Genomic DNA, 23,825 nt, shown 5'->3' with positions numbered 1-23,825 from the left:
ACGATGAGCGTACAACAGCTTTCAGCGGGCAAGGCGCCCGCCAACGGGACGGCCGGACAACCACCGCTTTTGTCCATCCGGGGCCTGCGTGTCGGGTTCCGGCGGGCGGGCAGCCAGTTCGAGGCGGTGCGCGGCATCGACCTCGACGTGGCCAAGGGCGAGGTTCTCGGCATCGTTGGTGAGTCGGGCTCAGGCAAATCGGTCGGCATGCTTGCCGCTCTCGGCCTGACCTCGAAAAACGCCGTAGTCACCGGCTCCGTGCGCTTCAACGGCGACGAACTGGTCGGCAAGCCGTCGCGCGAGATGCGCAAGATCAGGGGCGCGCGTATCGCCATGATCTTCCAGGATCCGCTGTCCTCGCTGAACCCGGTGATGACCGTCGGCGCACAGATCGCCGAGGCAGTCAGGCTGCACCAGCGGGTAACGCGCAAGCAGGCCATGGCGCGCGCGGTCGAACTGCTCGCCCTGGTGGCGATCCCGCAGCCGGAACGCCGGGTCAACCAGTACCCGCATGAATTTTCCGGCGGCATGCGCCAGCGCGCGGTCATCGCCATGGCCGTTGCCAACGACCCCGACCTGTTGATCGCCGACGAACCGACGACAGCGCTCGACGTCACCGTGCAGGCGCAGATCCTGACCGTGCTGCGCTCGCTGCAGGAGCGCCTCGGGCTTGGCCTGGTGCTGATCACCCATGATCTCGGTGTCGTCGCCGGCCATGCTGACCGCGTCGCGGTCGTCTATTCCGGTCGCGTCGTCGAGCAGGCGACGGTGTCGGAACTGTTTGCCGACCCGCGCCATCCCTATACGCGCGGTCTCATCGCCTCGATCCCCAATCTGGAGGAAAGTCGCGAGCGGCTGTTCTCGATCGACGGCTCGCCGCCGGCGCTCGGCCGCTTGCCGGGCGGCTGCGCCTTCCATCCGCGCTGCATCTATTCCGAGGCACGCTGCCGGACCGAGGATCCGCCGCTGCTCGATATCGGCGGCCGCTTCTCCGCCTGTCATTTCGCGACGACCTTGCCGCCTTTCCACAGCGCCTCGCTGGCGGCGGCAGGCATGGATACCGGAAGCGCGGCCCGATGAACGCAGCAGCAGAAGCAATAGCAGAACACAAGACCGAAGCGGCGTCGGCCCCGGCGCCCGCGCTGTCGGTCCGCCATCTCGTCAAGGATTTCCCGGTTCGCGGCGGTCTCATCTTCGACCGCGCGGTCGCCCAGGTGCGCGCGGTCGCCGATGTCTCGTTCGATCTCGCGCCGGGAGAGACGCTCGGCCTCGTCGGCGAATCCGGCTGCGGCAAGTCGACCCTCGGGCGCTGCCTGATGCGGCTGATCGAGCCGACCAGCGGTGAAAGCTGGTTCCGTGGCCAGAACCTGCTGGCGCTCAATCACGAGGACATGCGCCTGATGCGGCGCTACATCCAGCTCGTCTTCCAGGACCCCTACGGTTCGCTGCATCCGCGCATGCGCATCGCCGACAACATCGCCGAGCCGCTGCGCATGAGCGACATGTCGTCGGCCGATCGCCGCGCGCGCGTCGCCGAACTGCTCGAGCTGGTCCGGCTGAACCCTGAACATGGCAAGCGCTATCCGCATGAACTGTCCGGCGGCCAGCGCCAGCGCGTGGTCATCGCCCGCGCGCTCGCGCTCAATCCGGAAGTGGTGATCCTCGACGAGCCCGTCTCCGCGCTCGACGTGTCCGTGCAAGCCGGCGTGCTCAACCTGCTCAAGGACATCCAGCAGTCCTTCGGCACATCCTATCTGTTCATCGCCCACGATCTTTCGGTCGTGCGCCATATCTCGCATCATGTCGCGGTGATGTATCTCGGCAAGATCGTCGAGATCGCGCCGGCAGGCGAGCTCTACGCCAAGGCGTTGCATCCCTACACCCAGGCGCTGCTGTCGGCCGTGCCGCTGGCCAATCCCGAAAAGGAGCGCAAGCGCCAGCGGATCGTGCTGACCGGCGACGTGCCGAGCCCGCTCAATCCGCCATCCGGCTGCCGCTTCCGCACCCGCTGTTTCAAGGCGCAGGCCATCTGCGCCTCCGTCGAACCACCGCTCGACCCCGCGGGCGGCGCGCATCGTGTCGCCTGCCACTTCCCCGAGCCGCTGAATGCCTTCAGCGCCGCCTGACAGGCAACTGCGTAACGACCCGCGAAGGAATTTGATTGTGACCGAAGACCGTCCCGACGCCACCAAGACGGCCCGTGCGCGCCTGCCGCTCGAAGGCATCAAGGTGCTCGACCTGTCGCGTGTGCTCGCTGGGCCGTGGGCGACGATGAGCCTTGCCGATCTCGGCGCCGAGGTCTGGAAGATCGAGAACATCGATGGCGGCGACGACACCAGGGCGTGGTCGGTCCCGAGCTACAAGGGCGTCAGCACCTATTACCTTTCCGCCAATCGCGGCAAGCAGAGCATCGCGCTCGACATGAAGAGCCCGCAGGGCCTGGCGATCGTGCGCGAACTGGCGGCCAAGGCCGATGTCGTCGTCGAGAACTTCCGCGCCGGTACCGCAGACCGGCTCGGCGTTGGCTATAGAGAACTCAGCGCGTCCAATCCGCGACTGATCTACTGCTCGATCTCTGGCTATGGCCAGACCGGCCCCGACGCCACCCGTCCCGGCTACGATTTCGTCATGCAGGCCGAAAGCGGCCTCATGGCCATCACCGGCGAGAGCGGCGGCGAGCCGATGCGCGTTGGCGTCGCCATTACCGACGTCGTCTGCGGCATGGTCGCAACCCAGTCGATCCTGGCAGCACTCTACGAGCGCATGACCACCGGCAAGGGCCAGTTCCTCGACCTGTCGCTGATCGACTGCGCGCTGAGCCTGCTCATCAATGTCGGCAGCGGCTACCTCAACACCGGCCGCGAGGTCGCCCGCTATGGCAATGCGCATCCGACGGTGGTTCCCTATCAGATATTCGAGACCTCGGACGGCCGGTTCGCGCTGGCCGTCGGCAATGACCGGCAATTCGCGGCGCTGTGCGAAAAGGTCGTCGGTCTGCCGCATCTGGCTGGGGATCCGCGCTTCATCAAGGCAGGCGCTCGCGCCACCAACCGCGAGGAATTGATCCCGCAACTCGCTGCAGTCTTCAGGACTGGGACGCGCGACCACTGGATGGCGGCATGTGCGGCGGCCAGCGTGCCGGCCGGCGTGGTGAAGTCGATCCCTGAAGTTTTCGACAGCCCCAATGTGCGCGAACGCGGCCTCGTCCAGACCTTGCCGCATCCGCATCTCGGCTCCGTTGCCATGGTTCGTCCGGCGCAGGGCCTTGCCGCGCAATTGACCGCCGAGTTCACCGCGCCGCCAATGCTCGGACAGGACACCGAAGCCGTGCTGGCTGACATCCTCGGCTATGGCGCCGAGACCATCGAACAATTGATCGGCACCGGCGCCATCGGCGTCTACAGCCCTGCCGCTGCGCCAATCCCGGCCTGACCTTTACGGAGCCTGACATGTATCCCGACGTTCTCCTCCATATCGACGGCTCGTGGCGTCCGGCACGCGGCGGGCGGACCATGCCCGTCGTCAATCCGGCAACGGAAGCCGAGCTTGGCACACTCGCCCATGCCGGCATCGACGACCTCGACGAGGCACTGGCTTCGGCGGCAAAGGGCTTCGAAACCTGGCGGCGCGTGTCGCCCTTCGATCGCTCCAAGCTGATGCGCAAGGCCGCCAACATCCTGCGTGAGCGCAACGAGCATATCGCCACGCTGATGACGCTCGAGCAGGGCAAACCAATCGCCGAATCGCGCATGGAGGCCTTCGCCGCCGCCGACATCATCGACTGGTTCGCCGAGGAAGCGCGCCGCAGCTACGGCCGCATCGTGCCGGCGCGCCTTGAGGGCGTCAGCCAGTCGGTGGTCAAGGAACCCGTCGGCCCCGTGGCGGCCTTTACGCCGTGGAATTTTCCGCTCAACCAGGCGGTGCGCAAGCTGTCGGCCGCGCTTGCCGCCGGCTGTTCGATCATCATCAAGGGCCCGGAGGAAACGCCGGCCTCACCCGCCGAACTGGTGCGCGCCTTCATCGATGCCGGCGTGCCGAACGGTGTCGTGCAACTCGTCTACGGCACGCCATCGGAAATCTCGGCCTATCTCATTCCGCATCCGGTGATCCGCAAGATCTCCTTCACCGGCTCGACCCCGGTCGGCAAGCAGCTGGCATCCCTTGCTGGCCTGCACATGAAGCGGGCGACGATGGAGCTCGGCGGCCATGCGCCGGTCATCGTCCTGCCCGACGCCGATCTCGACCGCGCCGCACGCTCCATGGTGGCGTCGAAATTCCGCAATGCCGGCCAGATCTGCGTCGCGCCGACGCGCTTCCTCGTCGACGAGACTGTCTATGATGATTTCGTCGGTCGCTTCACCGAGGCTGTCAGCCAGATCAAGGTTGGCGACGGCCTTGCCGAGGGAACCACCATGGGCCCGCTCGCCAATCCGCGCCGCGTGCAGGCGATGGAGGAACTGGTGCACGACGCCGTGCAGAAAGGCGCCGAGCTCGTTACCGGCGGCAAGCGCATCGGCAACTCCGGCTATTTCTTCGAACCGACGATCCTGTCGAATGTCGGGACCGATGCCCGCGCCATGAACGAGGAGCCGTTTGGCCCGCTGGCGCTGATGACCCCGGTGAGCGGGCTGGCCGAAGCCCTGGCTGAAGCCAACCGGCTCAACTATGGGCTTGCCGCCTATGGCTTTACCCGCTCGGCGGCGAGTGCCGCCAGGATGTCATCGGGCATTGCCAGCGGCATGGTGTCGATCAACCATTATGGCCTGGCCCTGCCGGAGGTGCCGTTCGGCGGCATCAACGATTCCGGCAACGGCACCGAGGGCGGCGCCGACGCGCTGGAAAGCTATCTCAACAGCAAGTTCGTCTCGCACCTGCAGGTCGATTAAGCCTGCTGCCTACTTCTGCTGGCTGCCGATTACTTCTGCTGGCCGTAGGTCTTGTAGCGGCCGCGAATGGCTGCGAGTTCGCTGCCTTCGATCAGTACTGGCGTGCCGCCGCTGCGCGCCAGCAGATATTGCCGCGCCAGGGTTTCGAGCTTGATGGTACGGATGAGCGCCGTGTCGAGATCGCCGCCGAAGGCGATCATGCCGTGATTGGCGAGCAGGCAGGCCGTGCGGCCCTTGAGTGCCGCGACGGCAACCCCCGCCAGTTTGCTTGACGCGAACAGCGCATAGTCCGAGCAGCGCACATCATCGCCGCCGAAGCCCGCGACCATGTAGTGAAACAGCGGCAACCCTTCGCGCAGGCAGGACAGCGCGACGCAATGGTCGGGATGGGCATGCACCACGGCGCCGGCCTCGGGAAAGGCCTTGTAGATCTCGGCATGCATTCCCCATTCGCTCGACGGCCGGAATGCACCTTCCCAGGATCCATCGAGCTGCATGACAACCATCTGCTCCGGTCGCAGGGCGCTTGTGGCTATTCCCGTTGGGGTGATCAGCATGCCGCCTGTCGTACGCACGCTGATATTGCCGGTGGTGCCGACATTCATCCCGCTGGCGTCCAGTGTCTCGGTCGCGGCGATCAGTTTTGCGCGTGCGGTTTCGGTATCCATCACGATGTCTTCCTTGGCTCAATGGTTGGCTTCGCCGGTGGCCATCTGTCGATTGCCGGCGCGATGGTGGTCGCCCGTGTCATGTCGTGCAGAACGTCGGCGAAGATATCTGGACCGCCGAGCTTTCCCGATTTCAGCATCAGCGCCAGCGGATCGGAGGGCAGGCCGGGCAAATGGGCGATGGCGCGCGACAGGCCGGGGCCTTCATAGGCGCCCATTTCGATCCGGGTGATGCCCAGCGCCTTGACCACCGAGCCGGCCGTCTCGCCGCCGGCGACCACCAGCCGCCGCACGCCGAAATCGCGCACAAGAATTTTTGCGATCCCGGCCAGTATCTCTTCAGCCTTTGCCGCCACGGCATCGCGGCCATGTGCCTGTTGCAGCGTCTCGACTGTTTGCTGTGGCGCGGTGGTGGCGATGGCGATCATCGCGCCGGGCAAATGCCGTTCGGCAAAGGCACGCGCCTCGGCGATGACATCAGTGCCGGTGAAGGCGCTGGCGAGATCGATGGTCAGCAACGGGTTATTCTCTGCGAAACGTTCTAGCTGTTCGATGGTGCGGTCGGCAACGCTGCCGGCGAGCACCGCCGCCGGTCCTTCGACAGCCGGCAGGCTTGCGGCAACAAGATCGTCGGACTTCAGCAGCCCATGCGCCAGCCAGGCCGGTGGCAGATGCGCTACGACCGACGAATTGCCCGTCATGACAGGCAGGTCGAAGGCGGCCTCCGCGATCGCCGCCAGATCGCGCTCGCGGATCGTGTCGGTGACAAGCAATGTCTCGCCACGCGCGCCTTTCTCCCGCATCTCGTCCCGGATCGTCTCGGCGCCGGCATCGATGGTCAGGTAGGGCATCAGCCCAACCTTGCCCTTGCTCTGCGCTTGCAGCACGCGGACCAGGTTGGAATCGGTCATCGGTGTCAGCGGATCGAAACGCTTGGGCGATTCCCCCAGCAGCTGCGAACCGCCGAACATATGCCCCTGATAGACGGTGCGGCCGGTCTCGCAGAGCGCCGGCGTGAACAGCGTGACGCCGCCGCCAAGTCGTTCCAGCAGCGCTTCCGCGCAAGGGCCGATATTGCCTGCCGGCGTCGAATCGAACGTGGCGCAGTATTTGAAGAAGATCTGCCGTGCGCCGGCCTCAACCAGTCGCTCGGCGGCCTCCAGCACCTGGCGGACCGCGTCGCCGGCCGCGACGACGCGCGTCTTCAAGAGGATCACATGGGCAAGATTGCCTGACGGTATCGGCGCGTTGAGCCCAACCGTGCATCCCGTTGGAATGCCTCTGGCCACCAGCATCGACGCCAGTTCGGTGCCGCCGGTCAGATCGTCGGCTATGGCGCCGAACAACAGGGAATTCATCGACGCGGTCATGCGCTTCGCTTCATTTTTGCGTGTCCGATGTCGATGGTCAGGCCGTTCGTGATATCATATACACAGCTCGCTCGACGCAGGCGACGCCTGCGCCCCTGCAAGGACGGAGACTGGATGTGACTGCTTCCATCGCGCCGATCGCGCGCGACAATCTGACGACCCGCGTCTACGAAGAGCTTCGCCGCGCCATGATGGAAGGCCGTTTCTGGCCGGGCCATCGCTTCAAGATCCGCGACCTCGCCGCCAGCCTCGATGTGTCCGAGACGCCGGTGCGCGAGGCGCTGATGCAGTTGGTGCGCGAGAAGGGCCTGGAGATGGAGGCCGGACGATCGATCACCGTCGCCCAGCTTTCGCTCGCCCAATATCTTGAGCTGCGCAGCATAAGGCTGCACCTCGAAGGCATGGCGGGTGCGGCGGCCACCACGCGCATCGAGCCGCGCGAAATCGATCGCCTGGCCGCGGTGCATGAGAAGCTGATTGCCAACGAGGACAATGGCCGCTGGTTCGAAGCCGTCCGCGACAATTGGGAATTCCACCACTCGATCTACCGCGCTGCCGGCATGCCGGAACTGCTGGCGATCATCGAGGGGATCTGGCTGCGCAACGGCCCGCTGGTCAATTACCAGTACCCGCACGCCAGGCCGACCTATGACGGCCGGCACCGGCATCTCGACATCCTCGACGCGCTGCGGGCGCGCGACGAGAACGGCGTGCGCAAGGGCATCCAGCAGGACATGATCGAAGGCGGCCGCCTGCTGGTCAAAGTGCTTGAACGGCTGAACGACGGCGCGGTCACGCCCGAGGAACTGCGCCGCGCGGCGCAGAACGGCCGCCTGGTATCGGCGGCCGGCTGAGCGAACTGTTTCTCCCCCTCGCATAAGGCGCCGTTTCACGCCACCTGCGCCGCCGCGGCCATGCCGGCATCGGCGGCCTGAAGCGCCAGGTCGATATCACGGTCGGTGTGGGCGGCGCTGAGGAACATGTTGTGCTTGGGGTGGAAATAGGCGCCCTCGCGCAAGGCGGCCGCGCAGAAGGCATCGGCCTTCTGGAACTCGGCATCGCCGTCGAACAGCACCATCGGCATCGACACCGGGCCGGTCTGGCGCAATGACAGACCATGCTTCCTGGCGGCGGCGTCCAAGCCTGAGCGCAGCCTTTCGCCGGCTGCATTCATTGTGGCGATCGCCTTGGTGTCGCGCAACGTCTTGATGGTGGCGACCGCTGCCGCCATGGAAACCGCGCCATACCAGAACGAGCCTGTCACATAGACCTTGGTTGCGGCCTCGCGGAAGCGGTCGTTGCCGGTGACGGCGGCGAGCGGATAGCCATTGGCGATCGCCTTCGAGAAGGCCGACAGATCAGGCCGCACGCCGAGCGGTTCCCAGCTCCCGGCGAGATCGATGCGGAATCCGGCCCGCACATCGTCGACGATCAGTGCCGCATCGGCGGCAGTGGTGAGTTCACGCGCCCGCTTGGCGAAGGCAGCGGTTGGCAGTTCCTGGTCACGGGCGATGTCATGCCGGAAAGCGGTGACGACGACGGCAGCGAGATCGTTGCCGGCCTGCTCGACCGCAGCCTCCAGGCTGGCGACGTCATTGTAGTCGAAATGGATGAGATGGGCGCGGTCCTCAGTGGTGACGCCGGCGAGCGAAGGCGTGCACCACGGCACAGCGCCATGATAGGAGCCGCGCGCGACCAGCACCTTGCGCCGTCCGGTGCCGGCACGCGCGATCGTCACGCAGGCCGTGGTGGCGTCGGTGCCGTTCTTCTGCAGCATGGCCCAGTCGGCATGCGCAACGGTTTCCACCAGCAGCTCGGCCAGCTCGACCAGCACTTCGCCCGGGCCGTTCATGGCGTCGCCGAGACGACGCTGGCGTTCGATCGCCTGTTCGACTGCCTGGTGGTGATGGCCGAGGATGTTGGGACCCCAGCTGCACATCAGGTCTATGTATTCGCGTCCGTCGACATCCCAGACCCGGCAGCCGTCGGCGCGCTCGAAGAACTGCGGATAGGCGGAGCCGAGATAGCGCGTGGCCATGTGGCCCCACATGCCGCCCGGAATGACCGAAGCCGCGCGCTCGCGCAGCAACTGGTCCTTGGAATTGATCAGGGAAGGCATCGCGAGGTCTCCGCTCATTGATATATCATATATTGAATTTGGCGTTGGAAGAACAGGATTTGCTGGTTCTTCCAAGATGGGTGGAACAGGGAGGCGGCTGTCCGCCTCCCTGTCATTCTTCGCTCAGTGGCTGATCTCGGCCAGCGGCAGGTTGCAGCAGGCGCTGTAGCGCACGCCCTTGACGTCCGACTTGTAGGCCAGGATCAGGTTCGGGCTGACCAGCGGCAGGATGACCCTGTCCTTGATCATTTCCTCGCCGGCCTGATGCCACAGCTTGGCGGCTTCGTCGCCGCTCGCAGCCAATGCTGCCTTGTAGAGTTCGGATTCCTTTGGGTTGAGCACCGAAGGCTCGCGCTCCGCACCGGCGCGGCGTGCCCACGGGCTGCCCTTGGTCATGCCGAAATATTCGATGTACTGCGAGGTGCCGTAATAGTCCGGCGCGTAGAACACCGCCGTCATCGGAATGCCGTCGCCATTGACGCGTTCGCGCCAGTTGGCGAAGGGGATCGGCTGCAGGTCGAGCTTGATGTTGACCTTGGCAAGGTCCTGCTGGACCTTCTGCATCAACAGCGACAGGTCGACGCCGTAGACGTTCATGCCCGGGAAAGCCGCTTCCATTTCGAAGCCGTCGGCATGGCCGGCCTTGGCCAGCAGTTCCTTCGCCTTGGCGAGATCATAGGGCTGCTCCTCGAAGCCCGAGCCGCCGGGGAAACCGATCGGGATCGGCGCGCTGATCAGCTGGCCCTGGTCGCCGATGGTGAAGTCGAGGATGCTTGGGCGGTCGAGGGCGAGCGAGATGGCCTCGCGCACCTCCGCCGTCAGCGGCACCTTGTTGGCCTTGGCGCCGGGCGACAGCGCCACATAGATGAAGTTGTAGGACGGCACGGTCTCGATCTTGATGTCGCTGCTCGTCATCGTCTTGGCGGTATCCGGGTCGATCTGCATGGCGATGTCGGCCGTGCCGCTCTGCAGCATCTGCGCCTGCGCCACCGCGTCCTTGGTCTGGCGGATGACGACTTCGCTCAGCGCCGGCGCCTTGCGCCAGTACTTGTCATTGCGCGCCAGGCGCAGTTCCGAATTGGGCTCATAGGATTTCAGCACGAAAGGCGCGCTGCCCGCGGAATGCTGCAGGAACCAGGCTTCGGCATTGTCGGTGGTCGAGGCATCGGCATCGGCCTTGGCGCCGGCTTCGGCGGCGACCTTGCTGTTGACGATGGCCGTATAGGGCGCAGCCGCGATGTTGAGGAATTCCGATGACGGCGCGACCATCTTGACGACGACCGTGTGCGCGTCCGGCGTCTCGATATCAGCGACATTGTCCATCAGGAAGGAGGAGGAGCCCTTGAGGTTCTTCAGGCGCTCCCAGGACCATTTCACGTCCTTGGCTTCGACCGGCGAACCGTCGGAGAATTTGGCGGCGGGGTCGAGCGTGAAGGTGAAGCTGGTTTGGTCGGCATTGCCCTCCCACTTCGAGGCGAGCAGCGGGATCAGCTTGTTGTCCTTGTCCAGCGTCAGCAGCGATTCATAGACGCTCGAATTGTAGATCTGGCAGGTGTCGCAGAAGGCGCGGTGCGGATCGAGCGAGTTGAGGTCGATGTTGCGCGCGATGACCAGCGGCTTGCTGTCCTGCGCGAAGGCGGCCGGTGCCCAGAAAGTGCTGGTCGCCAGCAGCGCGGCCGCCAGGATGGTCGCTCGGGTCTTGGTTTTTGGTAGGATCGTCATGCTCTTCATTCTCCCATTTTCTTGTCGGATCGTTGTGGCAATACGTCAGCTCTATCCGCTCACACCGGTGAGGGATCGAAGCGCGGCCTTGAGCTTGTCAGCGCCGCCCAGTGCGGCGCGGTTGAGCGGGGCCGATACGACGGGCGCCGAAAGGCTCCCCGTCACATGCAGGATCTCGTGGTCGAGATAGTCGAACACGCGGTCCTGAATCTCCTGCGTCAGTCGTCCGCCAAGCGACAGGCCGCGCTGCACCTGTTCGAGGATGGCGACGCGGTTGGTCTTGCGGATCGAGGCTTCCACCAGCGGCCAGTCGAGCCCGGTCGGGTCGAGGCTGCGCAGGTCGATGATCTCGGCATCGATGCCGGTTTCCTCGACGACCTGTCTGGCGACGGAAACCATGCTGGCACTGGTGAGCAGCGTGCAGGCGCTGCCCGGCCTGACGACGTTCGCCTTGCCCAGCCGCACGCAATAGTCGCGGTCGTCGGTCGGAACAGGGCCTTCGCTGGGAAACAGTTCGACATGTTCGATAACGACGACCGGGTCGTCGCATTTCAAGGCCGAATTCATCAGGCCGATATAGTCGAAGGGCGTCGTCGGCGCGACGATGCGCCATCCGGGGAACAAGGCAAACAAGCCCGACGGGTCGCCCGAATGCTGCGAGCCGTAGCCGGTGTGCGGCGAGACGCGGACCCTGACCACGATCGGCACCGGAAAACCGCCGCCGAACATGTGCCGCACCTTGCTCACCGCATTGAAAAGCTGGTCGGCGGCGACCAGACAGAAGTCGCCGAACATGATCTCGACGATCGGCCGCAGGCCGCAGAGTGCCGCGCCGAGCGCGACACCGACAAAACCGTTCTCGGCGATCGGCATCGCCAGCACGCGTTCAGGCCAGCGCTCGAGCGCGCCCTTGGTGGCGCCGGAGACGCCGCCGCGCAGCCGGTGCACATCCTCGCCCATGATGATGATGCGCGGATCCCTTTCCATAGCGCGGGCAATCACCTCCGACGCGGCGACCATGAACTTGACCGGCCTGGTCGTGGCCGGCGGCACATCCTCGATCTCCAGGAAACGCTCATCCTTCAGTTCCGAGAGATCGCCGCGGATCTGGTTGTCGACTTCATCGGCGCTCGGCCACAGGTGGTCGGGAATGCGCAGCGCATTGCCGCTCATCTCGGTCAGCGAATCCGCAGCGGTGTTGACCACCTCCATGACGCGCTGGTCGAGCGTGGCGAGATCGGAGGCATTGAGAATACCCATCGCCTTCAGGCGTGCCGCCATCGTGACAAGCGGGTCGCGCGCTTTCCAGGCATCCTCTTCGGCGCGTGTGCGGTAGCCGAACTCGCTGCCCGGGCGCGCGCCGCTCTGATGCAGGAAGCGGTAGCAGAGCGCCTCGATCAGCACCGGGCCGCCTTCTTCCTCGATCGTTCGGCGCGCCTCGCGCATGGCATGGTGGATCGCCACCACATCCATGCCGTCGCATTCGATGCCGCGAAAGCCCAGCATCGGGCCTCGCGACGCCAGCCGCGTCTCGCGCGTCTGCTCGTTGACATGCGTGGAGACCGCATAAAAATTATTCTCGGCGAAGAAGATCACCGGCAAGCGGTAGAGCGCGGCGATGTTCATCGCCTCATAGGCAGGCCCGGCCATCATCGTGCCGTCGCCGAAGAAGGCGACGGAGATGTTGCCTGTGCCAAGCAGCTTGTCGGCCAGCGCATAGCCGGCGGCATGAGGCAGGTTGCCGCCGATGATGGCACTTGTGCCCGGTATGCCGGAGGCATCGTCGCGCATATGCATCGAGCCGCCCCGCCCGCCACAATAGCCGGCGTTGAGCCCCATGATCTCCGCCATCAGGCCGCGCACCGAGCCCTGCATGTCCGGGTTGAAAGCGTCGTGGAGCGGATCGAAACCCGCCGGCGTCTGCGCGTTGACCAGCTTGGCCAGCACCTGGTGGTGGGCGCGGTGGGTGCCGTTGATGCGGTCGCCGATGCCGAGCACGGACATGGCGCCGACCGCCGTCGCCTCTTGCCCGATGCTGGCATGCGCGGGTCCGTGCACCAGCCCCGCATTGGCGAGGTCGAGCACCTTTTCCTCGAAACGGCGAATAAGCAGCATCTGGTGATACCAGCGCACGAGACCGGAGACTTCCGTGCTCTGCCAATCCGAATCGTCGACATCGAGCCGCAACCAGGGCGCCGATGGCTGGATTGATGTGTGCTGGACCATTTCAGCTAGTTCCGTTCCGGTAGATGATATATCAAATATTCTCTCAGCGATTGAAGCGCTATCTCAACCTTCATGCCTTGCTGCAGCCCCTCCAGGGAATGTGCGCGGGTGTCACGTAAATGGAATTAAATTTCATTTTTGTGATGAGCTGAGACTAAGCCGGGACGGCGCGGTTCCGCAAGAGGAATTTTGAGACGATCGGCAGGCCATTCCAGTCGGGAAAACTGGAACGCAAGTTGCGGGTTCCAATCTGCTCCACCACCCTTCCAAGCGGAGAAATTCCCGGCAGGGCAATGAGGGGGGCGACGCTGGCCGCGACAATTGGCGGTCTCGCGACAAGTCGGAAACTGGCGTTGGTCTAAAGTGATGTCCCCTGCAAGTTGCACTGGGAGCCATATCGTCCGCCACAACCGAGCCATTCTCCTGACGGACCGGCGGAGCAGACGGGCTTCTAACGATCCGTCCGATGCTGGAAGAACTGCAGGAACAGTTCTCGCTCAGTCGTGATGTCGAGCTTCTCATAGATCCGCCGGCGATGGTTCTTGACCGTGCCGACGGTGATGCCGAGACGCTCTGCGATGTTGGCCGTCGGGTGACCGGCGAGGATCAGCTGCACGAGTTCCCGCTCGCGCAGCGACAGTTCCGGCCACAGGCTCGCCGGGATGGTTGGCTCCTGCCGGGGCGAGGCGCCGGGACCTGTCGGCGCCGACGTGCGGGAAAACTCGGTTCCTCGCGCGGTTATGTCGAGTGCGTGCAAGGCCTCGAACACCGGCAACCGCTCTTCTAGCTGGGCGATCTCGCTGTCCTTGAATGAGGCGGCCGAGCGGTCGAGGAAGATGCCGAGGCACCAGTCGCCGCCATCCGCCAGCATGATGCCCACTTCATCGCAGATTTCCGACTGCGCCAGGAAGCCGGCTATGTACTGGCCGCGCTTGGCCTCGTCGTCGGCGAGCCGTTTCAGCGGCATGATGCCTAGCCTGCGCTCGCGCCGCCATGACGCGTAAAAGGGGTCGAATACGTAGTAGCTGGCGAGATAGCGCTGCACCATCTCGTCCGAAAAACGCCGGTGCTTGATGAACTCCGGTGTCTGCGTCGCCGAATAGCGGGTGACGGTGACGAGATCGTGCTCGATATCGGCGCCGATCAGGTCGATCAGGCAGTCAACATGCCTGTCCGTGCCGGTGGCGGCGATCGCTTTGGCGAGCGGCGCCCAGATGTTGCCCATGCGCATTGCCCTTTTCTCGGCGATCCCAGCCTGACCGTCATTGTGTCTTTAGGCATATGGCGTGAAGCAGCCCATCGAATCTAGCCTTGCGTCAACCCAGACCAGACCCGAGGCGACCGTGACCCAACCCAACCTCACCGCCCCCATCGTCGGCAACCCGATCGTCATTGGTATCGACGCCGGCGGCACCATGACCGACACGATCCTTGTCGATCAGGACGGCCACTTCAAGATCGGCAAGTCGGCGACGACGCCGAAGAACGAGGCCGAAGGCTTCCTGGCCTCGGCCGAGGATGCGGCGGACGCCTGGGGCATCTCGCTGGAATCGCTGTTTTCCGGTGTCAATGTCGTGCTCTATTCCGGCACCGGCATGCTCAACACGCTGCTGTCGCGCACCGGTCGCCGGCTCGGGCTCATCACCACCAAAGGCCTGGAAGACATGATCCTGATGGGCCGCGGCCTGCAGGCCTGGGCCGATTATTCCTATGCCGACCGGCTGCATGCGGTGACCCATCACCATCCCGACCCGCTGGTGCCGCGCCGCCGCACCCATGGCGTCACCGAGCGCATCGACCAGTTCGGCGACATCGTGCTGCCGCTCTATGAGCATGAGGTTTCCAGCGCTGCCAAGAAGCTGATCGCCGACAAGGTCGAGGCGATCTGCATCATGACCATCTTCTCGCACGTCAATCCGGTGCACGAGAAGCGCATCGCCGAGATCTGCCGCGAGGAGGTCGAGAAGGCCGGCGCGGACATCATCGTCTACACCAGCCATGAGGTCCGCCCGGTCATCCGCGAACAGTCGCGGCTGAACTCGGTGCTGATCGAGGCCTACGCGACCTCGCGCGGTCGCAGACAGCTCAAGGGCATTGAGGACGTCTCGAAGAAATACGGCTTCAAATATGGCGTGCAGACATTGCTCTCCTTCGGCGGCCTGACCTCGATCAACCATCCGCGCCTGCACGAAACCATGATCTCCGGCCCGATCGGCGGCATCCTGGGTGCCGCCTATGTCGGCAAGCTGATCGGCAACGACTCGCTGATCTGTTCTGACATGGGCGGCACCTCCTTCGACATGGGCGTCATCTCTCGCGGCCAGACGCGGATCGAGAACGAGCCGCTGATGGACCGTTTCAAGCTCAACGTGCCGACGCTGCATCTCGACACGATCGGCGCCGGCGCCGGCATGATCCTCAAGGTCGACCCGCTGACCAAGAAGGTCTCGCTCGGACCGGAAAGTGCGGGCTCCGACCCAGGCCCGATCTGCTTCGCCAAGGGTGGCACCGAACCCACCATCGCCGATTGCGACGCCATCCTCGGCCGCCTCAACCCGTACTATTTCCTCGGCGGCAAGGTCGTGCTGCAGGTCGAGAAGGCGAGGGCGGCCTTCGAGGAAAAATGCGCCCGTGTGCTCGGCGTGGGTGTCGAGGAGGCGGCGGAGGGCATGATCGACATGCTGGAGGCCGATGCCAACAACGCGCTGCGCCGCGTCATCTCAGGGCAGGGCATCCACCCGTCGGAGTTCACGCTGCTCTCCTATGGCGGCTCGGGTCCGCTGCATCTCGCCGGCTGTTCCAGGGGCATTGGCTTCAAGGATATCATCACCTTCCAGTTCGCCGCCGCATTCTCCGCCTTCGGCTGCACCACGGCCGATTTCATGCGCCGGCATTCGGTATCGACGCAGCATGACATTGGCGCGCGGGCAAGCGATGACGAACTGCAGGCCTTCGGTGCGAAGGTCACCAACGTCTGGAACGATCTCACAAAGGCGGCGGTCGACGAGATGATCACCGACGGTCATGCGCGCGAGAAGATCAGGACCGTGCCGTTCCTGATGATGCGCTATACCGGCCAGCTCGAGGACGTCGAAGTCATGGCGCCGCTTGCCGAGGTCAATTCGGCCGATGACATGCGCAAGGTCATCGACGAGTTCGAGGCTGTCTACGCCAAGGTCAACCACCGCGTTTCGCGCTATGGCGAGGCCGGCTTCACCATCACCGAACTCGGCCTGATCGCCACCGCGGACAAGGTCAAGCCGGTGCTGCTCAAGCGACCGCTCGGCGCTTCCAATCCGGCAGCCGCCCACAAGGGCGTGCGCGAAGCCTATATTGGCGGGCGCTGGCACAAGGCCAATCTCTACGAGATGGATCTCTTGCAGCCAGGCCATGAAGTGATCGGCCCGGCCATCATCGAACATCCCGCCACCACGCTCGTCGTTCATCCGCAGGACCGTGTCCATGTCGATGAATGGACGCTGCTGCACTACACCCACGCTTGAGAGGGCGACCGCCATGTTGGACAAACCTGCCTCGGCCCTGCGCCTTCGCGAAAGACTGCTCGATTCCGAGCGGCTGATGGAAGAGACCGGCTGCTATGACGGCATCACCGAACTCACGCTGCGCAACCAGGATCCGCTGAAATTCGAGACGCTGCACACCAAGCTGCGCGCCTACTGCGTCTCGGCCCGTGAAATGGCGCGCCGCATCTCGGCCTCGCCCGGCGTGCGCGAGGTCGGCGAAATGGTGGTCGCCATCTACACCCCCGAAGGCGATGCCATCGCGCTGTCCAACGGCATCATGGTGCACGTCCATACGATGAGCCGCTTCATCAAATGGATGATCAAGAACAACTACGAGGAGAACCCGCGCATCCGCGAAGGCGACATCTTCGCCAACAACGATGCCTTCATCGGTACCGTGCAGGTGCCCGACGTGATGGACGTGGTGCCGATCTTCCATGAAGGCACGCTGGTCGGCTGGGCCGGTGCTGTCTGCCACGAGCTGGAAGCCGGCGGCATCACGCCTGGTGGCGACGTGTGTCTCGCCCAGGAGCGTTTCACCGAAGGCCTGTTCGTCTGCGCTGAGAAGATCGGCGAAAACGATGAGATCCGGCGCGACTACGTCATCCGCTGCGAGCGCAATCTGCGCATGCCGATCTACTGGGTGCTCGACGAGAAAGCCAAGGTCGCTTCCTGCATCGACATGCGCGAAAGCGTCAAGCAGCTGATCTCCGAGATCGGCCTCGACTACTGGATGAAGGTGTCGAAGGAGTTCATCGAGGAAGGCCGTCGCGCCCAGCTCGCCCGCACCCGCCAGCTCACCGTTCCCGGCATCTATCGCGGCCACACTTTCTATGGCCACGTCACCGCCGGCAAGCCCGGCTTCCAGCTGCTCGGCGATCCCGATTGGCTCTACAACATACCGATCGAGATGGAGATCACCACCGACGGCAAGATCACCATGGACTTCGAGGGCACCCAGCCCTGGGGCTACCATTCGATGAACTGCACGCCGGCCGGCATGGATGGCGGCATGTTCGTGACGCTGACCCAGCACATGAATTTCGAAGGGCTGGTCAATGACGGCGCCTGGATGGCGACCGAGCTGAAACTGCCGCACGGCACCTGGACCAACCCCGACAATGAGATGGTGGCCACCGCCACCTCATGGGCGTTGCTGCTGCCCGCCTATGGCGTTTTCCAGCGGCTGTTGTCGCGCGGCTTCGTGGCACGCGGCTTCGTCGAGGAAGCCTTTGTCGGCCAGGTCAACAGCCCGATGATCGAGATGGGTGGCGAAAGCCAGTACGGCACGCCCTTCGGCATGGCGCATTTCGAATGCGCCGCCGCCGGCTCCGGCGCTCTGGCCATAGCGGACGGACTCGACACCGCCTATGTCGGTTGGAACCCGGAATCCGACATGGGCAACATCGAGGTCTGGGAACAGTCGATGCCGATGGTCTATATCGGCCGCTCGATCGTGCCGAACTCAGGCGGCGCCGGCAAATATCGCGGCGGTTGCTCCTTCGTCTCGACCTGGCTGATCAACAAGACCTCGCATCTGCGGCTGCACACCTCGGAGCACTCCTCCAGGGTGTTCGACAATGGCGGCATGTGCGGCGGCTATCCGGCGCCGACCTGCCAGAAGCATCGCGCGGTGCGCAATTCCAACATCCACGAACTGGCCACCAAAGGCGAACCGCTTGCGCACGCGCCCGGCATCGACCCGCATGTCTCCGACTACGAGAAGAAAATCGGCGGCGACCATGTCGTGGTCGAGGGGCCATACATCACCGCGCCGCACAAGGCCGGAGACATCTTCAGCCATTCCTACAATGGCGGCGGCGGCTATGGCGACGTGCTGGAGCGCGATCCGATCAAGACGGCTTGGGATGTCGAGAACGGTTTCCTCACCCACCAAGCGGCCGACCAGATCTTCGGCATCGTGCTGAAGGACGACGCCGAGGGCTATCCGGTTGCCGATATCGATGCGACCGTCGAGCGCCGCGCCGCCATGCGCAAGCAGCGTCTGGCCAAGGCGATCCCGGTTTCGGACTGGATCGCCGCCGAGCGTGGCCGTGTCGAGAAGGCCGACTTCGCGCCGGAGGTGAAGAAAATGTACGCCAGCGCGATCAAGCTGTCGTCGCGCTTCACCAAGGATTTCAGTGATTTCTGGAACGTCGACGCCAGATCGATCTTCATGCCCGGAGCAAAGCCATGACCTCGTACAGCAAGGAAGTCCTCCGCGATCTGGCCGCCGGCCAGCTGCCCTGGCCGCAGACAAGGCGCATCATGAGCGCCTACAAGGACGATGACCGTTTCTTCAAGATGGTCGCCGTCTACCAGGACCGCGTCGCCTGGAAGGATCCGATCCTGCTCCCGGTCAGCGATCACCTCTTCATCTGCCAGAGCGGCGATGAGCGGATAACCCGCTGCGAGTGTGGCCATTCCTTCGGCGACTATCGCAAGAACTGGAAGCTCAACGCCGCGATCAACGTGCGCAACACCGAGGAGGCTTTGCGCGAGATTTATCCCAACAGCGACATTCCCGATCCGCAGTGGATGGAAATCCGCGAATTCATCTGCCCGCAGTGCGGCACGATGCACGAGGTTGAGGCGGCGGCACCAGGCTATCCCTTGGTGCATGATTTCGAGCCGGATCTTGAAGGCTTCTATCGCGAATGGCTGGGCAAGCCGCTTTAAGGACTTTGATTTGTGAACCGCGTCGTAGGCAAGGTAGCGCCCGTTGCCGGGACCTGTATGGTTCTAGGGTGGCGGCCGCGTTGCTGGTTGCGGCCCAGGGTACAAAGGTCGCCGTCACCGGCTCCGAAATGCTTGTCGGTGGAGGCTGGCTTGCCGCGTGATTTTCAAACCCTTTCGGGCCCGGTTGCCCGCCCTGAACTGTCCGGAGACCGTGCCTGATGACAAACCTTTCCGGCCGCAGCGCCATCGTCACCGGCGGGTTTTCCGGAATGGGTTTCGCCATTGCCACGGCATTGGCCGAGGCCGGCGCCAATGTCGCCGTCGGCTCTTACATAGCGCCCGCTGGCGCCGAGAAGTCCGATGCGGCCTACTATCCCGGCGCGGATGAAATCGATCGCGTGCGCGCGGCCCTTTCCGCCCACGGAACCAAGATCCATGCAGCCCATCTCGACGTGGGCGACAGCGACATCACCAATCGTTTCGCGGCAGACGCGGAAGCGGCTATCGGCCCCGCCGACATTCTGGTCAATGCCGCCGGCACCACCGCCGAACAGCCGGTCTGCGGTCATTCCGATGCGCTCTGGGACAAGATCGTCGACACCAACCTGACCGGCGCCTTCCGCGTCACCCGTGCCGTGCTGCCCGGCATGATCGGGCGCGGCTGGGGCCGCATTGTCAACATAGGCTCGACCGCCGCTTCCGTCGGCTGGAAAGACAATCCCGCCTATTGCGCCTCCAAGGCCGGCCTTCTCGGCCTGACCCGTTGCGTGGCGCTGGAAGGGGCCGCCCATGGTGTCACCTGCGTCATGATAAGCCCGACTTGGGTCGAGACCGAATTGATGCGCCGCAATGTGGCGCAGGTCGTCGAGCGCGAGGGCAAGGGGCGCACGGCCGAGGAAGCGATGGCCGAGATCGCCAGGGGCAACCCGCAGCAGCGCATGCTGCAGCCGCAGGAGATCGCCGCGCTCGCAATCTTCCTCTGCTCCGATGCCGCCAAGGGCATTACCATGGAAAACATCCAGATCACCGGTGGAGCGCTTTGGTAGCGCTCACGCCGGATGGTCGCGTCTTCAGGCGCGGTAGCCAGCCGGGCAATGGCCTGATCCTGCAAGTCCCGTCCTGATCTTTCGCACGGAGTCCGTCGGTCGGACGCCAAGGCCCTCGGCAATACCCGTCATTTGGGTGACAGGCGGCAGGGGATGGGCTATATTGCACTGCACAATGAGACATCGGGGGCGGCGGGACAGGCATTGAACGGCATGGGAAATCCGATACCGAGATGAAGATTCCGAAATCTTTGCTGGTCAACCCGGAGAAGAACACAGCCTATGGCAGCTTCGCTGTCGCTGTTTCCATCTTTGCGTTCTCCTACTCCACCATTTTCGGCCAGATGGCCATCCTGGCCTATTACGCCGTCTGGCTCCCGCTCATCCTCGTGGATTATCGGCGTTACCTGCGCCACGTCTCGAGCGCCTGGCTGCCGCTGGCGTTTGCCGCCTATGTCTGTTTCTCGATATTCTGGTCCGCGGCGCCCGGCATCACCGTCAGGACGGCGATCCAGTACTCCTCTCACATAGCCTGCGCCTATATCGCGGCGCGCACCGTCAGCGTCAGGACCTTGACGATCGGCTGCCTGGTCGGGATCTTCTTCGTCCTGCTTTATTCCCTCAAGGTCGGCGCTTATTCCGACGACGTCCTCGACGGCACCTTCAATTTCGTCGGCGCCTTCGCGTCGAAGAACCAGCTCGGATTTGTCGCGTCGCTGGGCATCTATTTCTATGTCGTCTTCCTGGCTTTTCTCCGGCGCGACCGCTTCGGTCTTCTGTGGACGGCACCCATTGCCCTACTGTCAGCCTATATGCTGCTCGCTTCGCATTCCGCCACCTCGATCGCTTCGATCGCGGCTGTCTTGGCCCTGGTGGTGCTTCTTGCCGCAAGCAAGGTGCTCTCGCGGCGCTATCGAAGGGTTGTCTTCGTTCTTGGCGGCGGAGTGATCGTCGTTGCGATAGTCGCTGCCTTGAATGTCGGACTTATGGATTTCGTCCTCAACATGTTCGGCAAGGATTCGACACTCACCGGGCGGACATATCTGTGGGAGCAGGGATGGAATGCCGCGCAGCAGTCACCGCTTCTGGGTGTTGGCTATGCGGCCTATTGGGTGCAGGGCTTCTCCGAGGCCGAGCGGCTCTGGAACGAATTCTTCATCACCGGCCGCGCCGGCTTCCACTTCCACAACACCTATATCGAAACCCTCGTCGAGCTTGGCTATGTCGGGGCGACGCTCATTTCGCTGATACTCCTGCGCACGCTTTGGGGGCACATATCAGCGGTGGTGTTCGGAACATGGCGCCCCGAGCCTGTCATTCTTGCCGGCGTCATGGCGCTGCTTCTGATCCGGTCTTTTGTCGAAGTCGACATTCTCAACCCCTACGTCATGGGCTCCTTCCTCATGTACTACGGCTATTTCAAGCTGGTGAAGGTGCCTGTCACCCGCACGCGGTGGAGCGCGGCCAATATGATGGAACCGAAAACCGCGGGAGGTTAGGGCATCATCCCGAAAACACGCTCGCGGCCCGAGGGTGGATTGCGGTGTTCTGAAAAATCGCGCTTGAACAACAAATGAGGCCTGTTCCATCGGAAGGGAGCAGGCTTTGACCGATAGCAGGCACCTTGTATCCCCTGGCGCCATCCATTCCGATCAATGGCGGATATAGTCTTCGGCCGCCACAACCTCTCGAATGATACGGGCAGGATTTCCGGCCACCAGGCTTCGCGGGGGAACGCTCCGGGTGACCACGGACCCGGCGCCGATGACGCTGTGATCGCCGATTTCGACTCCGGGCAGAATTATCGAGTTCCGACCGATCCAGACATTGTTGCCGATCGAGACAGGTTTCGTTTTGACGCCGGATCCTTCATCGATCTCATGATAGTTCGAATCCTGGATGACAACGCAATCACCGATAAGGCAGTTCTTTCCGATGCTTACGGCTGAGCAGGCATCAACCATCACGCCGCTGTTTATGAAGGACTTCGATCCGATGGAAAATGTCGCGTCGGCGCCGACGTGAAACCATGAGCGCGAGCCAAACCCTCGAAACGAGACGAGAGATCCCAGTTTGATGGTGCCTTTCCCAGCAATATGCGGGGATACGCCAAGCACGGAGATGCGATCCTGTATCTCCACGCCTTTCGCTTTCCAGGCAAACGCAATGATCTTTCCCTTAATGTATCGTCGGACACGATAGATATCCATCAGGGGTGCGCCTGTTAATGGCTGTTTGTGCAGGCTTGATTGTTCGAATTCTCGAACGCCTACTGACTGGCTGCTGGCGTCAGCTTGATCTTGATCACGTCTCCGGGCTGTACCGGCGTGTCTTCGTTGGCGGCAATCTCGCTGGACTTGCCATCGACGACACGCACCAGGGCAAAGGAGATCGTGGGCTGCTGGTCACCGCCGCCTAAGGCCTGCGAACCGGGGCTGCCGGACATGGCTTCGGACATCAGGCCCTTGTTCATGTTCAGCTTGAGAATTGTCGCGTTGAGGTCCGATTCCGTCTGCTGCCGGTCGGTGGCGAGCGTCGCATTCTGGGTGTTTTCCGCGTCGATGCCATCCTGCGTGGCCTTGCTGATCGCCTGCTTGGCGGTAAGGATGGCCGTGTCGTAATCCAGGACCTGGCCCTGCAGGTCGGCGATCGATCGCTCCGACGTCAGAACCCTTGTATTGGCAACCAGGCCCTTCTGCGCCAGCACGCCGACGCTGGCGAGTTCCTGCTTTGCAAGGTCGACCTGCCGCTGCTGGTTGTCGATCTTCTGCTGCAGTGACTCGATCTCGGACTGCAGCAGGTTCTTGAGTTCGTCGAGGGCCTGGAGTTGCAGTTTCAGCTTCTTTTGATCCGCTCCCAGGATCGCCATCTCGTCGGCGACGATGCTCGGCAGCTTTGGATTGTCAGCCACTTCCTTCGGCACGTCGAACGTCGGTTTATCCGCCATTTCCGCTTCGATGCGGGCACGCCTGACGATCAGCCGGACCCTCTGGTCCTCGAGAACGTCGAAATTGCCCTTGGCGGTGATCAGGTCGCGGTCATAGCGCTGGCCGGAATCCGCGCTTCGGCGCAGCCCGCCGGCGACACTGATGGCCTTCAGGACGGTCAGATCGGGCACATAGGGGAACTGGCCGGGCGTCTGTACCTCGCCCGATATGTAGAACGGCCGGTATGCAGCCATTTCAACGGAAGCTTCCGGCTTGTCCGGCAAGGCAAGCTTGCGCTGCAACGCCTCGCCGATCGCCGCGGCGACCTCGGACGTGGTCTTGCCGGATGCGGGAAACTCGCCCACGAAAGGCACTGACAACGTGCCGGCCGGACCGACAGTGTATTCGCCATTGACGGAGGACCAGTCGCGGAAGGTGCCGTCAACGGTCTGCCATTCCGCAATGCGTATGTTGAGCTTGTCCAGCGCGCCGAGATGGTACTCGCTGGCAGCGGCAGGAAAGGCGAGGGCCAAGGCCAGGCAGCCGGCGGCAAGCCGCATACGCGGCTGACGACCGGCGCTAAAGACGTCAAATATGTCTGTTTTCAACTGAACGTTTCCGATCCGCTTTGGCCCGCCCAATGAGCTTTGACGAATGC

The 23,825-nt window shown here is 63.6% G+C and carries 18 protein-coding genes; 10 read left to right on the top strand and 8 right to left on the bottom strand.

What is annotated here, in order from left to right:
* The first annotated feature begins 3 nt into the window (after positions 1 to 3).
* Genes ABVQ20_RS19265 through ABVQ20_RS19250 form a run of 4 tightly spaced genes read left to right on the top strand, consistent with a single transcriptional unit; the run spans position 4 to position 4,886 of the window.
* Positions 4 to 1,080: an ABC transporter ATP-binding protein gene (locus tag ABVQ20_RS19265; protein ID WP_354461086.1), complete on the top strand. Its 1,077-nt coding sequence runs from the start codon at positions 4 to 6 to the stop codon at positions 1,078 to 1,080.
* Positions 1,081 to 1,097: 17 nt separating this feature from the next.
* Positions 1,098 to 2,126 (top strand): ABC transporter ATP-binding protein, encoded by a 1,029-nt coding sequence (locus ABVQ20_RS19260; protein ID WP_435528424.1) that lies wholly within the window; start codon positions 1,098 to 1,100, stop codon positions 2,124 to 2,126.
* 34 nt (positions 2,127 to 2,160) lie between these two features.
* Positions 2,161 to 3,432, top strand: coding sequence for a CaiB/BaiF CoA transferase family protein (locus ABVQ20_RS19255; RefSeq protein ID WP_435528423.1), 1,272 nt, complete (start codon positions 2,161 to 2,163; stop codon positions 3,430 to 3,432).
* 17 nt (positions 3,433 to 3,449) lie between these two features.
* On the top strand, positions 3,450 to 4,886 hold the full coding sequence (locus tag ABVQ20_RS19250) for an NAD-dependent succinate-semialdehyde dehydrogenase (RefSeq protein WP_354461083.1): 1,437 nt from the start codon (positions 3,450 to 3,452) through the stop codon (positions 4,884 to 4,886).
* A 29-nt stretch (positions 4,887 to 4,915) separates the two neighbouring features.
* Here ABVQ20_RS19250 and ABVQ20_RS19245 read toward each other — a convergent pair whose 3' ends face one another.
* The gene (locus ABVQ20_RS19245) at positions 4,916 to 5,554 is read right to left on the bottom strand and encodes a class II aldolase/adducin family protein (protein ID WP_354462217.1); all 639 of its coding nucleotides are present in this window, start codon (positions 5,552 to 5,554) and stop codon (positions 4,916 to 4,918) included.
* Positions 5,554 to 6,924, bottom strand: coding sequence for a 3-oxo-tetronate kinase (gene otnK, locus ABVQ20_RS19240; protein WP_354461081.1), 1,371 nt, complete (start codon positions 6,922 to 6,924; stop codon positions 5,554 to 5,556). The genes ABVQ20_RS19245 and otnK overlap by 1 nt, the downstream gene beginning before the upstream one ends.
* 116 nt (positions 6,925 to 7,040) lie before the next feature.
* Here otnK and ABVQ20_RS19235 point away from each other — a divergent pair, with 116 nt between their 5' ends.
* Positions 7,041 to 7,778 (top strand): GntR family transcriptional regulator, encoded by a 738-nt coding sequence (locus ABVQ20_RS19235; RefSeq protein WP_354461080.1) that lies wholly within the window; start codon positions 7,041 to 7,043, stop codon positions 7,776 to 7,778.
* Between the two features lie 35 nt (positions 7,779 to 7,813).
* On the opposite strand, the gene ABVQ20_RS19230 is transcribed toward ABVQ20_RS19235, so the two are convergent.
* From ABVQ20_RS19230 to ABVQ20_RS19215, 4 genes are all read right to left on the bottom strand, one after another.
* Positions 7,814 to 9,043: an aminotransferase class III-fold pyridoxal phosphate-dependent enzyme gene (locus tag ABVQ20_RS19230; RefSeq protein WP_354461079.1), complete on the bottom strand. Its 1,230-nt coding sequence runs from the start codon at positions 9,041 to 9,043 to the stop codon at positions 7,814 to 7,816.
* A gap of 123 nt (positions 9,044 to 9,166) precedes the next feature.
* The gene (locus ABVQ20_RS19225; RefSeq protein ID WP_354461078.1) at positions 9,167 to 10,765 is read right to left on the bottom strand and encodes an ABC transporter substrate-binding protein; all 1,599 of its coding nucleotides are present in this window, start codon (positions 10,763 to 10,765) and stop codon (positions 9,167 to 9,169) included.
* Between the two features lie 51 nt (positions 10,766 to 10,816).
* The gene (locus ABVQ20_RS19220; RefSeq protein ID WP_354461076.1) at positions 10,817 to 12,991 is read right to left on the bottom strand and encodes a dehydrogenase E1 component subunit alpha/beta; all 2,175 of its coding nucleotides are present in this window, start codon (positions 12,989 to 12,991) and stop codon (positions 10,817 to 10,819) included.
* A gap of 451 nt (positions 12,992 to 13,442) precedes the next feature.
* The gene (locus ABVQ20_RS19215; protein ID WP_354461075.1) at positions 13,443 to 14,222 is read right to left on the bottom strand and encodes a helix-turn-helix transcriptional regulator; all 780 of its coding nucleotides are present in this window, start codon (positions 14,220 to 14,222) and stop codon (positions 13,443 to 13,445) included.
* 112 nt (positions 14,223 to 14,334) lie between these two features.
* Here ABVQ20_RS19215 and ABVQ20_RS19210 point away from each other — a divergent pair, with 112 nt between their 5' ends.
* The 5 genes from ABVQ20_RS19210 (at position 14,335) to ABVQ20_RS19190 (ending at position 21,739) form a co-directional block, all read left to right on the top strand.
* Entirely contained in the window at positions 14,335 to 16,494 is a 2,160-nt protein-coding gene (locus ABVQ20_RS19210; RefSeq protein ID WP_354461074.1) for a hydantoinase/oxoprolinase family protein, read from the top strand.
* Positions 16,495 to 16,507: 13 nt separating this feature from the next.
* Positions 16,508 to 18,712, top strand: coding sequence for a hydantoinase B/oxoprolinase family protein (locus tag ABVQ20_RS19205; protein WP_354461073.1), 2,205 nt, complete (start codon positions 16,508 to 16,510; stop codon positions 18,710 to 18,712).
* Positions 18,709 to 19,194 carry an acetone carboxylase subunit gamma gene (locus ABVQ20_RS19200; RefSeq protein ID WP_354461072.1) on the top strand — a complete coding sequence of 162 codons (486 nt, stop codon included), beginning with the start codon at positions 18,709 to 18,711 and terminating at the stop codon, positions 19,192 to 19,194. The genes ABVQ20_RS19205 and ABVQ20_RS19200 overlap by 4 nt, the downstream gene beginning before the upstream one ends.
* Positions 19,195 to 19,412: 218 nt before the next feature.
* Positions 19,413 to 20,240, top strand: a complete 828-nt coding sequence (locus ABVQ20_RS19195; protein WP_354461071.1) for an SDR family NAD(P)-dependent oxidoreductase — start codon at positions 19,413 to 19,415, stop codon at positions 20,238 to 20,240.
* 233 nt (positions 20,241 to 20,473) lie between these two features.
* On the top strand, positions 20,474 to 21,739 hold the full coding sequence (locus ABVQ20_RS19190) for an O-antigen ligase family protein (protein WP_354461070.1): 1,266 nt from the start codon (positions 20,474 to 20,476) through the stop codon (positions 21,737 to 21,739).
* Between the two features lie 153 nt (positions 21,740 to 21,892).
* Here ABVQ20_RS19190 and ABVQ20_RS19185 read toward each other — a convergent pair whose 3' ends face one another.
* Both ABVQ20_RS19185 and ABVQ20_RS19180 read right to left on the bottom strand, forming a co-directional pair.
* On the bottom strand, positions 21,893 to 22,450 hold the full coding sequence (locus ABVQ20_RS19185; RefSeq protein ID WP_354461069.1) for an acyltransferase: 558 nt from the start codon (positions 22,448 to 22,450) through the stop codon (positions 21,893 to 21,895).
* 59 nt (positions 22,451 to 22,509) lie between these two features.
* On the bottom strand, positions 22,510 to 23,775 hold the full coding sequence (locus ABVQ20_RS19180) for a polysaccharide biosynthesis/export family protein (RefSeq protein ID WP_435528388.1): 1,266 nt from the start codon (positions 23,773 to 23,775) through the stop codon (positions 22,510 to 22,512).
* Positions 23,776 to 23,825 lie beyond the last annotated feature (50 nt).

The organism is Mesorhizobium shangrilense (genome assembly GCF_040537815.1).
In the GTDB taxonomy this organism is placed as follows: Bacteria; Pseudomonadota; Alphaproteobacteria; order Rhizobiales; family Rhizobiaceae; genus Mesorhizobium; species Mesorhizobium shangrilense.
Note: the sequence above shows the minus strand (reverse complement) of the source record. Positions and strands in the feature narration are given on the sequence as shown.